The 12,529-nt window shown below is 65.6% G+C and carries 4 protein-coding genes; 3 read left to right on the top strand and 1 reads right to left on the bottom strand.

The genetic code is table 11. The features are described from left to right. Positions 1-25: 25 nt before the first annotated feature. On the top strand, positions 26-766 hold the full coding sequence (locus ACMGF8_RS25915; protein ID WP_416757712.1) for a thioesterase II family protein: 741 nt from the start codon (positions 26-28) through the stop codon (positions 764-766). A 178-nt stretch (positions 767-944) separates the two neighbouring features. On the opposite strand, the gene ACMGF8_RS25910 is transcribed toward ACMGF8_RS25915, so the two are convergent. After that, positions 945-1,913, bottom strand: coding sequence for a siderophore-interacting protein (locus tag ACMGF8_RS25910; RefSeq protein ID WP_416757710.1), 969 nt, complete (start codon positions 1,911-1,913; stop codon positions 945-947). A 174-nt stretch (positions 1,914-2,087) separates the two neighbouring features. Here ACMGF8_RS25910 and ACMGF8_RS25905 point away from each other — a divergent pair, with 174 nt between their 5' ends. Together ACMGF8_RS25905 and ACMGF8_RS25900 are read left to right on the top strand one after the other, a co-directional pair. Continuing rightward, positions 2,088-11,396 (top strand): amino acid adenylation domain-containing protein, encoded by a 9,309-nt coding sequence (locus ACMGF8_RS25905; RefSeq protein ID WP_416757708.1) that lies wholly within the window; start codon positions 2,088-2,090, stop codon positions 11,394-11,396. 68 nt (positions 11,397-11,464) lie between these two features. After that, positions 11,465-12,523 (top strand): TauD/TfdA family dioxygenase, encoded by a 1,059-nt coding sequence (locus tag ACMGF8_RS25900; protein WP_060840287.1) that lies wholly within the window; start codon positions 11,465-11,467, stop codon positions 12,521-12,523. Positions 12,524-12,529 lie beyond the last annotated feature (6 nt).

Raw genomic sequence — 12,529 nt, 5'->3', positions numbered from 1 at the left:
CAGATCATCTGTCGAGGGATAAACCGTGACCCAATTGAACCTGCTGTGCCTGCCGTATTCCGGCGCCAGCGCCATGGTCTACAGCCGCTGGCGGCGCAAGCTGCCTCAGTGGCTGCACCTGACACCCGTGGAACTGCCCGGGCGCGGCGCCCGTTACACCGAGCCCCTGCACACCGACATGCGGGTGCTGGCGATGCAGCTTTCCCGGGAACTCCAGAGCACGTTGCGCGCGCCCTATGCCCTGTTCGGCCACAGCCTGGGAGCCTTGCTGGCCTGTGAGCTGGCCCACGCCCTGCGCGCCCTGGGGTGTCCGGAACCGGTGGCGCTGTTCGCTTCCGGGACAGCGGCACCGACCTTGCGCAGCGAATACGACCGAGGGTTTGCCGAGGCCAAGACTGACCAACAGCTGATCGAGCAGCTGCGCACCCTCAATGGCACCAGCGAAGAGGTGCTGGCCAACCAGGAACTGATGAGCCTGACCTTGCCGATCCTGCGGGCCGACTTCCTGCTGTGCGGGCGTTTTCGCCCGCTGCAGCGCCCGTTGCTCAATTGCCCGGTGCATGTGCTGGGGGGCACGACCGACCGCGCCACCAGCGAACAACTGATTGGCTGGAGCCAGGAAACCTGCGGCAGCTTTTCCGTGGACATGCTCGCGGGCGGGCACTTCTTCATCCACGAACAGGAAACCAAGGTGCTGAGCCTGATCAAGGGCCACCTGGAAGTGCACCGCCGGCGCCACCTGCAACCGGTAGCCGCGCTTTCCTAGCGGCTACAGACATGCTCCCTGTAGCCGCTGCCGCAGGCTGCGCACGGCCCGCAGGGACGCAAAAAACCTGAGGGCTCCAAAGGTTCGACTGGCGATCGCCAAGCAAGGCCCTTCGAGCCTTTGCGCAGCTTCGCGGGCTCGGCAGCGGCTATAGGGAATAGGGGGGCGGTTGGTGGGCTCAACCCAGGGACATACCCAGGCGCCAGTAACCCATCAGGGTCAGGTTGCGCCGTTCCTGGCCGCGCTCGTTGATCAGATGGCGGCGGATGCTCATCACCGTCGCCGACTCGCCGGCTATCCAGGCATAGAAATGGTTGTCTGCTGGCGCTGCGGTGTCCCAGAGCCGTTGCGCGTCGTGGCGCTCGGAAACCTTGAGCGGCCGGCGGCCACCGTTGGGCGGTGGCAGCTCGGCCAGCTCCCGGGCGGCATGGATCAGGGTTTCACCGTGTTGGGCATTGAGCACGTCCCGAGGCAGCCAGTTGACCCGGGTCTGCGGATGGCAGCGCAGGTCGATGCAGTCGCTTTCGCAGGGCACCTCGATGAACACCTGCACGTCCGGGTAATCCGGGTAATCCTGCAACTCCTCCAGAATCCCGGCGATGGCGGGCAGGGCGGTTTCATCGCCCATCAGCAGCACCTTGCCAATCCCCGCCGGCGGCAGCCACTCATAACCGCCGGGGTCGCCGCTGTAGGCCTTGTTCGGCACCACCATCTGCAGGCGGTCGCCGGGCCGGGCGTGGGTGGCCCAGGCAGAGGCCGGGCCGTTGACCCCGTGCAGCACGAAATCCACATCCATCTCTGCCGGCTGCATGCGCAAGGCACGAATGGTGTAAGTGCGCATCGGTGGCTGCTGCTCGGCCGGCAACTGGCGCCGGGCCGCTTGCCAGTCGCCTTCCACCGGCAATTGCGCAGGCGTGCCGTCGGCCCCGGGAAACAGCAGCTTGATGCGCTGGTCCGGGGCCAGGGTGCGGGCCTGGGCGATGTCCTCGCCGCCGAACACCAGGCGGGTCATAGAGGGGCTGAGGTCGATGCGTTGCTTGAGTTCGACGTTGATCAGCCGGTAGCTCCGGGGTTGTTGGGCGCCGGCACCTACCAGCTTGCGCAAGCCATTTGCCAGTGAGCTGGCCAGGGAAGTGGCTGAGGACATGATCGCGACCTTATTAAGGGGAAGGTCCTGATTTGACGAGCCGCAAGCGCTGGAATTTACCGTGCAAGCCCTGATCTGCCTGTCGCGCAGGGGGTTAATTTTTCACCAGGCCCATCCGTTTCGTAGGGATAGCCGAGCCAACGCTCGATACCCAACATGTACGGATGAATCCAGATGAACGCTGAAAAGTCCCTGAAACTTGCACGCCGATTTATCGAGCTGCCGCTGGAGAAGCGCCGGTTGTTCCTCGATAGTCTGCGGGCGGAAAATATCGACTTTTCGTTGTTTCCAATCCCTGCCGACGTGGCCGTGGAGGACCGTCAGGAACTGTCCTACGCCCAGCGGCGCATGTGGTTCCTGTGGCAGCTGGACCCCGAGAGTGGCGCCTACAACCTGCCGGGGGCGGTGCGTCTGACGGGGGCGCTGAATCACCAGGCACTGGAGCAGGCATTCGCCGCCCTGGTGGCGCGCCACGAGACCCTGCGCACGGTGTTCAAGCGCCACGCCGATGATCGCCTGGAACAGGCTGCGGCAGAGGTCGAGCTGGCCGTGCAATACCTGGATCTGAGTGCAACCGACGCATCGGAACAGGAGCAGGCGGTGGCGGCACAGGCGCAGCAGCAGTCGCTGCTGCCGTTCGACCTGGCAACCGGTCCGTTGCTGCGGGTCAAGCTGATCAGGCTGGCCGCCGAGGAGCACGTGTTGCTCCTGACCTTGCACCATATCGTCTCTGACGGCTGGTCGATGAGCGTGCTGATCGACGAGTTCATCCGTTGCTACGACGCCTTCGAACGGGGCGATCAGCCGCAACTGCCGGCGTTGCCAATCCAGTACAGCGACTATGCCTTGTGGCAGCGGCGCTGGCTGGAGGCGGGGGAGCAGGCACGGCAGCTGGAGTACTGGCAGGCGCAGTTGGGGAGCGAGCATCCGGTGCTGGAACTGCCCACTGACCATGGACGCCCGGCGATGCCCAGCTACCGTGGCACCCGCTATGACTTCGCCGTGGCGCCGGAGTTGGCCGAGCAACTGCGGGCTTTGGCCAAACAGCACAATGTGACCCTGTTCATGCTGTTGCTCGGCGCCTTCAATGTGCTGCTGCACCGTTACAGCGGCCAGGACGACATTCGCGTCGGCGTACCCATCGCCAACCGCAACCGCGCCGAGGTCGAAGGCCTGATCGGCTTTTTCGTCAACACTCAGGTGCTGCGCACCCAGCTCACCGGCCAGATCCGGGTCAGCGAACTGCTGCAGGCCGTCAAAGAGGCGGCGCTGGGTGCCCAGGCTCATCAGGACCTGCCGTTCGAGCAACTGGTTGAAGCCTTGAAGCTGGAGCGCAACCTGAGCCACACACCGCTGTTCCAGGTGATGTACAACCACCAGCCCCAGGTGGCGGATATCAGCACGGTACAGACAGCGTCCGGGCTGGAGCTGAGCCTGGTGCAATGGCAGAGCCGCACCACCCAGTTCGACCTGACCCTGGACACCTACGAGAAGTCCGGCAAGCTGCACGCCGCCCTGACCTACGCCGAAGACCTGTTTGACGCTGACACCATCGCACGCATGGCGCGGCATTGGACCGCACTGCTGCAAGGCATGCTGGAGGATGCCGAGCAGCGCATCGGCGAGTTGCCGATGCTCGATGCCCGGGAGCGCCAGACCCTGGTGCACGATTGGAACGCCACGGCGCAGGCTTACCCCACCGGGTTGAGCATGCCGCAACTGATCGAAGCTCAGGTCCGGCGTACCCCCGACGCCTGCGCCTTGGTGTTCGGCGAGCAGCAACTGAGCTACGCCGAACTGGATGCCCGAGCCAACCGGCTGGCGCGCTTGCTGCGTGAACAGGGTGTGGCGGCGGATGTGCTGGTGGGCATCTGCATCGAACGTTCCATCGAAATGGTCGTGGGCCTGCTGGCGATCCACAAGGCCGGTGGCGCCTACGTGCCCCTGGACCCGGAATACCCCCGGGACCGCTTGTCCTACATGATCGAGGACAGCGGCATCCGCCTCTTGCTGAGCCAGCGTTCGCTGCTGCCGCTGCTGGATTTCCAAGCCGATGCAGAGGCGCTCAAGGTCATCCTCCTGGACCAGGATCAGGACGCGCTGCTGGCTTATGACAGCGGCCCGCTGGAGACGCCGGTCGACCCGCTGAACCTGGCCTATGTGATCTACACCTCGGGTTCCACCGGCAAGCCCAAGGGGGCTGGCAACAGCCACGCGGCGCTGGTCAACCGTCTGTACTGGATGCAGCAGGCCTATGGCCTGGACGCCAGTGACGCGGTGCTGCAGAAAACCCCGTTCAGCTTCGACGTCTCGGTCTGGGAATTTTTCTGGCCGCTGATGACCGGTGCCCGGCTGGTGGTGGCGGCCCCGGGGGCCCACCGTGAGCCGGCGCGCCTGATCGACACCATCATCGACCACGGCATCAGCACCCTGCACTTTGTGCCCTCGATGCTCCAGGCCTTCATCCATGAGCAGGGCGTGTCGGCCTGCGCCAGCCTCAAACGCATCGTTTGCAGTGGCGAGGCCTTGCCCCTGGATGCCCAGCAGCAGGTCTTCGCCCGATTGCCGGGCGCTGGCCTGTACAACCTCTACGGCCCGACCGAGGCGGCGATCGACGTCACCCACTGGACCTGTGCCGACGAAGGCGCAAGCAGCGTGCCGATTGGCCAGCCGATCGCCAACCTGCGTACCCATGTCCTGGATGCCCAGTTGCAACCGGTACCGGCGGGTGTTGCCGGTGAGCTCTATCTGGGCGGCCTCGGGCTGGCTCGCTGTTATCACCGGCGCCCGGCCCTGACCGCCGAGCGCTTTGTACCTTGCCCCTTCCACCAGGGGGCGCGGCTGTATCGCACCGGCGACCGGGTGCGCCAGCGGGCCGATGGGGTGATCGAATACCTGGGCCGCCTGGACCATCAGGTCAAGCTGCGGGGCCTGCGTATCGAGCTGGGTGAAATCGAAGCCCGGCTGATGCAGCACCCGAGCGTGCGCGAGGCCGTGGTGCTGGTGCAGAACGCCAAGCACCTGGTGGCGTATCTGGTGTTGCAAGAGGGCGCCCAGGCCCAGGCCCAGGCCCGGGGGTGGACCGACGAACTCAAGGCCTGGCTGGCCAGCAGCCTGCCGGAGTACATGGTGCCCCATCACCTGCTGGCCCTGGATCGCTTGCCGGTGACCGCCAACGGCAAGCTCGACCGCAAGGCCTTGCCGCTGCCCGAGACGGCGCCGCAACTGGCCTATGTGGCCCCGGAGAACGCCATGCAGAAGGCCCTGGCGGGCATCTGGTGCGATGTGCTGGGGCTCGCTCAGGTAGGCCTGGACGATAACTTTTTCGAGCTTGGCGGTGATTCGATCATCTCGATCCAGGTGGTCAGTCGCGCCCGTCAGGCCGGGGTCCGTCTGGCGCCCCGGGACCTGTTCCAGTACCAGAGCGTGCGCAGCCTGGCCCAGGTCGCGGTCCTCGACGATCAGCCGCAGATCGACCAGGGACCAGTGACCGGTGAGGTGCCGTTGACCCCGGTACAGCACTGGTTCCTGGCTCAGGAGGTGCCTCGACCGGGGCACTGGAACCAGTCGTTGCTGCTGGACCCGCGCCAGCCCTTGCAGCCAGCGCTGTTGCAGGTGGCGTTGTTGCAGGTGGTCAATCATCACGATGCCTTGCGCCTGCGCTTTGTCGGCACGCAGCAGGGTTGGCAGCAGGCCTATGCCGAGCCTGCCAGCCACTTCGACCTGTGGCAGTGCCGGGTCGAGCATGACCAGGCCCTGGCGGCAGTGTGCGACGAGGCCCAGCGCAGCCTGGACCTGCAAGCCGGCCCCCTGGTACGCGCGGTCCTGGTGGAGCACGAGTCGGGTCGCCAGCAACTGTTGCTGGTGATCCACCACCTGGTGGTGGATGGGGTGTCCTGGCGGGTGCTGCTGGAGGACCTGCAACAGGCCTACCGGCAGTTGGCGGAGGCTCAGACAGTGCAACTGCCACCCAAGACCAGTGCCTATCAGGCCTGGGCCCGGCGCTTGCGGGAGCATGCGCCGCAGCGCGAGACCGAACTGCCGTACTGGCTGGCGCAGCAGAGCGGAGCCGGCGACTTGCCCTGTGACAACCCAGCGGGCGGCCTGCAGAACCGTCATGGCCGCAAGATCGAGTCGCGACTGGATGTGGGGCTGACCCGCAAACTGCTGCAACAGGCTGTGAGCGCCTATCGTACCCAGGTCAACGACCTGCTGTTGACCGCCCTGGCTCGCGTACTGTGCCGCTGGACCGGGCAGGCTTCGGCCCTGATCCAGTTGGAAGGGCATGGTCGCGAGGACCTGTTCGACGATCTGGACCTGACCCGCACCCTGGGCTGGTTCACCAGCCTGTACCCGGTGCGCCTGCAGCCGGCCGAGCAAGCTGGGGCTGCAATCAAGGGGATCAAGGAGCAACTGCGCGCGATCCCCGGCAAGGGGCTGGGCTACGGCTTGCTGCGCTACCTGGGCAGCCCGGCCCAGCGTCAGGCGCTGGCGGCATTGCCGCAGCCACGGATCACCTTCAACTACCTGGGCCAGTTCGATCGCCAGTTCGATGAGCAGGCGTTGTGGACGCCGGCCAGCCAGAGCAGCGGGCAGGCTCAGGACCCACAGGCACCCCTGGCCAACTGGCTGACCCTGGAAGGCCAGGTCTATGGCGGCGAACTGGCGTTGCAGTGGGGCTACAGCGAGGAAATGTTCAGCGACTCCAGCATCCAGCGGCTGGCCGATGACTACCTCGCCGAGCTGCGCCTGCTGATCGAGCACTGCTGTGGGCTGGATCAGGCCCAAGCTACGCCTTCGGACTTCCCGCTGGCACGGATCTCCCAGCAACAGCTCGACGCGCTGCCGGTGCCGGCGGCTGCCATCGAGGACCTGTATCCGCTGACGCCGATGCAGCAGGGCATGCTGTTCCATACCCTCTACGAGCCCCAGGAACAGGCCTACATCAACCAGTTGCGCCTGGACATCCACGGCCTTGATCCCCAGCGCTTTGCCGATGCCTGGCAGAGTGCCCTGGATCGCCACCCGATCCTGCGCAGCAGCGTGCACTGGGAAGGGCTGGACAGCGCCCATCAGTTGGTCAGGAACCGGGTCAAGGTGCCGTTGCAGGTCTTGGCATCGGCCCCGGCGGATCTCGATCTACTGGCCGCGCAAGAGCGTTCCCGGGGGTTCGAGCTGGATCGGGCGCCCTTGCTGCGCCTGCTGCTGGTGCCCATCGCCGACAACCACTGGCACCTGATCTACACCTGCCACCACCTGCTGCTCGATGGCTGGAGCAATGCCAGCCTGCTGGCCGAAGTGATCCAGTTGTACGGCGGCGCTCGCTTGCCGGCGCCCCAAGGCCGCTATCGCGACTACCTGGGCTGGTTGCAGCAGCAGTCGGCCCCGGCTGCACAACAGTTCTGGAGCGAGCGCCTGCACGCCATGGACTCGCCGACCTTGCTCGCCGACGGGGTGCGCAAGCCGGTGTCGGGCAGCGGCCATGGGCAGCACCTGGAAGGGTTCGACCAGGCGCTGACACAACGCCTGGGCAGCTTTGCCCGGCAGCAGAAGGTCACCCTGAACACCGTGCTGCAAGCCGCCTGGGCGCTGTTGCTGCAGCGTTATTGCGCGCAGCAGTGCGTGATCTTCGGTGCCACCGTGGCGGGGCGTTCGGCGCCGCTGCCGGGTATCGAGCAGCAGTTGGGGCTGTTCATCAATACCTTGCCGATCATTTGCCAGCCACGTTCGCAGTGCAGCGTGGGGCAATGGCTTGAGCAGATGCAGGCGCTCAATCTGGGCTTGCGCGAACACGAGCACGTGCCGCTCTACGAGATCCAGGGTTGGGCCGGGCACCAGGGCGCCCCCTTGTTCGACAGCCTGCTGGTGTTCGAGAACTTCCCCGTGGCCCAGGCCCTCAAGGAGGGGGCTCCGGCCGGGCTGCAGTTCTCCGGCCTGGCCAACCACGAGCAGACCAGCTATCCGCTGACCCTGGGCATCGAGTTGGGCGAGCACCTGAGCCTGGACTTCAGCTATGACCGCAGTCGTTTCAGTGCCGATCAGGTCCAGGGCTTCTGTGCCCAGTTGCGGCATTTGCTGCTGCAGTTCATGGCCGATCCCGACGCGGCCCTGGGGGGCTTGCAGTTGTTGAGCGAACAGGCGCGCCAGGACTTGCTGCAGCACAGCCAGCTGGCCGAGGTGGTGCCCGCCCAGGCGCCGCTGGTGCACCAGCGGATCGCCGCGCAGGCGGCGGCCACGCCCGAGGCGCTGGCGCTGGTGGTCGATGGCGAGCAACTGGACTATGGCCAGTTGAACGCCCAGGCCAACCGCCTGGCCCATTGCCTGCAAGCCCAGGGGATTGGCCCGGGGGATCGGGTCGGCCTGGCACTCAAGCGCGGCCCGCAACTGATCGTCAGCCTGCTGGCGGTGCTCAAGAGTGGCGCGGCCTATGTGCCCCTGGACCCGCAATACCCGCAAGAGCGTCTGGCGTTCATGATTGCCGACAGCCGCCTGAGCCTGCTGCTCAGCGACACCGGCACCTGGGCCGCGCCGCTGCTGCCCGACAGCGTGCTGCATTGGGATCTGCCGAGCCTGGCGCAACGCTTGAGCCATTGCTCCAGCGCCGATCCGCAGAACCGCGCCTGCCCGCAAGACCTGGCCTATGTGATCTACACCTCGGGCTCCACCGGGGTCCCCAAGGGCGTGGCCATCGATCACCGGGCCTTGTCGGCGTTCTGCGAAGCGGCGGCGGATTATTCGGCGCTCACCGCCACCGACAAGGTGCTGCAATTCGCCACCTTCAGTTTCGACGGTTTCGTCGAGCAGTGTTACCCAGCCCTTTGCCTCGGCGCGGCCCTGGTGATGCGCGGCGACGAGCCCTGGGCCGTCGAGCAACTGGCGGCGGTGATCGTCAGCCAGGGCGTGACCCTGGCCGACCTGCCGGCGGCTTACTGGCACTTGCTGGCCAAGCAGTGCATGGCCGACGGTATCCGCAGCCTGGGGCGCCTGCGCCAGGTGCATGTCGGCGGCGAGGCGATGTCGGTGGAGGGCTTGCGCCTGTGGCACGCCGCCGGGCTTGGGGGGGTACGCCTGCTCAATACCTACGGCCCGACCGAGGCCACCGTGGTCTCCAGTGTCCACGACTGCCGGGAGCAGGATGCCAGCGAGGTCTACGGCATCCCGATCGGCCAGCCGATCATCGGCCGCGCCCTGCGGATCATCGACGGCGACCTCAATCTGCTGCCCGAAGGCGGCACCGGAGAGCTGTGCATCGGTTCTGCGTCGAGCCTGGCCCAGGGGTATTTTGACCGGCCGGGACTGACCGCCGAGCGCTTCATTCCCGACCCCTTTGCCGGTCAGCCTGGCGCCCGGCTGTATCGCAGTGGCGACCTGGCGCGTTACAACCCGCAAGGGGCGATCGAGTACATCGGCCGCATCGATCATCAGGTGAAGATCCGCGGCTTCCGCATCGAACTGGGGGAAATCGAGGCGCGCCTGTCGGCTCGGCCAGATGTGCGTGAGGCGGTGGTGCTGGCCGTGCCGGCCAACAACGGCATGCAACTGGTGGCCTATGTGGTGCCCTCTGCGTTGCCTGGGGATACCGACGACGGCCTGGGCGATGCTCAGGCACAGGCCGAGCGTTGCGCGCTGATCAAGGCCGGGCTCAAGGAAACGCTGCCGGATTACATGTTGCCCAGCCACGTGCTGCTGTTGCCGCGCCTGCCCCTCAACCCGAACGGCAAGCTGGACCGCAAGGCCCTGCCCAAGCCGGACTTGAGTGCCTTGCAACAAGCCTATGTGGCCCCGCACAGCAAACTGCAGCAGCAGGTGGCGGCGATCTGGCAGAGCGTGCTCGAAGTCGAGCGGGTCGGCCTGCAGGACAACTTCTTCGCCCTGGGCGGGCACTCGTTGCTGGCCACCCAGGTCATCAGCCGGGTGCGGCATGAGCTGGGCTTGCAGGCCGCGCTGCGGACCCTGTTCGATGCGCCCGACCTGCAGGCCTTTGTCGCCGCCCTGGGCGCCACTGAGGCTCCGGAGGCGGCCCCGGCCTTGTGCCGGGTGGATGACTCGCGGCCACAGCCGTTGTCCTTTGCCCAGCAGCGCTTGTGGTTCCTCTGGCAGTTGGAGCCGCAGAGCTCGATGTACAACATCGCCCGGGCCCTGGAGTTGCGTGGCGAGCTGGACATCGAGGCGGTGCGGCAAGCCTTCGAATCACTGATGCAGCGGCATTCGGTATTGCGTACCACCTACAGCGAGGTCGAAGGCGAGAGCTGGCAGCACGTCCATCGCCACCTGCCGCTGTCGTTCGTGTTCGATGACCTGTGCGCCTTGCCAGTGGCCGAGCGCGAGACCATGGCCCAGCAGCAGTTGCAGCAACAGGCCGCGGAGCCCTTCGACCTGATCGCCGGCCCGCCGATGCGTGTACGCCTGCTGCGGCTGGAGCCGCAACGGCACCTGCTGCTCATGACCCTGCACCACATCGTCGCCGACCATTGGTCGTTCGGCATTCTGCCGACCGAGTTCGTAAGCCTGTATCACGCCCATCGGACCGCCACGGCCAGCCCGTTGCCGGAGCCGGCCCTGCATTACGTGGACTTCGCTGTCTGGCAGCGCCAATGGCTCGAAGGCGGTGAGCTGCAGCGTCAGCTCGATTACTGGCGTGATGTCCTGGGCGATGACCATCACCTCACGCGCTTGCCCGCCAGTGCCACGGTGCAGCCAGGGCAGGCGCCGTCACCCTTGTGCGATCTCCACGAATTCCATTTTTCGGCGGCTCAGAGCCAGGCGCTGCGCGCCTTTGCCAGTGCCCAGGGGGTGACCTTGTACATGCTGCTGCTGGCAGGTTTTGCCCTGGTGGTGGGGCAGCGCAGCGACAGTTCGCGGGTGCGTCTGGGGACCGATATCGCTAACCGTAATCACGCCGGCGTTGAAGATCTGGTGGGCTTCTTCGTTAACCAACTGGTATTGCAGATAAGTGTCGAGGAACAACAGTGCGTCAGCGACTTGCTGCAGGTGACACGGAGCACGGTCATCGGTGCTTCGGATCACCAGGACCTGCCTTTCGAGCGCCTGGTGGAGGCGCTGCGGGTGGTCCGGCGCGCCGGTCGTTCGCCGTTGTTCAGCATCAAGTTCATCTATCAGGAAAGCCTTGATCAGCCCTTGTCGATCGACGGCCTGGACGTGCAGCCGGTGGCTGCCGGCAGGGCTGCCGCGGAGCTGGACCTGGTGGCCGAGTTCGTCAATGCGCCCCAGGGCATCTACCTCGGCCTGAAGTGCGATGCCGGGCTCTACACCGCCGCGGACATGGCGTGCCTGTTCGAGCAGTTGCAGGCGGTGTTCGAGCTGATGGTGGTCGATACCCAGGCGCCGTTGGCGGCGTTGCTGAACCAGGCACGGGATATCCAATACCTGCGCGAGCGAGACCAGTTGCAACAGCGCCAGGCCCTGCTCAAGCAACAGCACCCGATTCAGCGGCGCCGTCCAGGACGGGTGCCGGTCGAGTGAAGCCATATTGAACAATCATGCAGGCGCGTGCGATCGCCGCGCCTGATACCGCGAATCGGAGGTGGGTCATGTCGAAATTCGAGTCTCAAGCCATACCGGCATTGGGCAAGGGACGGCGCAAGAGCTTGAGCCTGGACCAATCCAGCCTGGTGACGTTCACGCCGCTGTTCGAGAACAGCTCGATTCCCCTGCTGTGTACGCCGAACGTTCCTGGCGTGGGGCTGGCGCAGTGGGCCGGGGAAAACCGCGAGCTGCTCCAGGAAAAGCTCGACCGGCACGCAACGTTGTTGTTCCGCGGCTTCGCGGTGCAGGACATCAACGAATTCAACCAGTGCGTCGATTCGATTTCCGGTGGTGCCCTGGAGTACCTGTTCCGGGCCTCGCCGCGGACCCAGATCACCAAGAAACTCAACGTCTACAGCTCTACCGACTACCCGGCCGTGGAAAAGATCTTTCCCCACAACGAGCACTCCTATTCCCCGGTGTTTCCGCTGCACCTGTATTTCTACTGCGACGTGCCGTCGACCACCGGCGGCGAGACGCCATTTGGCGACACCCGGCATTTGCTGGCGCGGATCGATCCACAGGTGCGCGAAGAGTTCCAGCGCAAGCGCGTGCTCTATGTGCGCAACTATGGCGACGGCATGGGGCTGCCCTGGCAGACCGTGTTCCAGACCGACAACCGCGCCGAGGTCGAGGCCTATTGCGCGAAGATCGGCGTGACCCCGGAGTGGAAATCCGGCAACCGCCTGCGCACCCGGCAACAGGGCCCGGCCATGGTCCGGCATCCGCGTACCGGCGAGAGCGTGTGGTTCAACCATGCGACGTTCTTCAATGCCCTGACCCTGCCAGAGAGCATCCGCGACAGCCTGCTGGCGGAGTTCGCGCCCGAGGACCTGCCGCAAAACACCTTCTTTGGCGATGGCAGCCCGATCCCCGATGACTACATCACCCATCTGCAACAGCTCTATCGCGAGGTGATGGTGGAGTTTCCCTGGGAGAAGGGCGACGTCGTGATGCTCGACAACATCCTCACCCTGCACGCCCGCAACGAATATTCAGGCCCGCGCAAAATACTCACAGCCATGGCCGTCCCGCTGAAAAGCACCGACGTGGCCATTGGTTAAGGACAT

Origin of the sequence: Pseudomonas sp. BNK-7 (genome assembly GCF_048072025.1) — a bacterium.
GTDB classification, from domain to species: domain Bacteria; phylum Pseudomonadota; class Gammaproteobacteria; order Pseudomonadales; family Pseudomonadaceae; genus Aquipseudomonas; species Aquipseudomonas danubii.
Note: the sequence above shows the minus strand (reverse complement) of the source record. Positions and strands in the feature narration are given on the sequence as shown.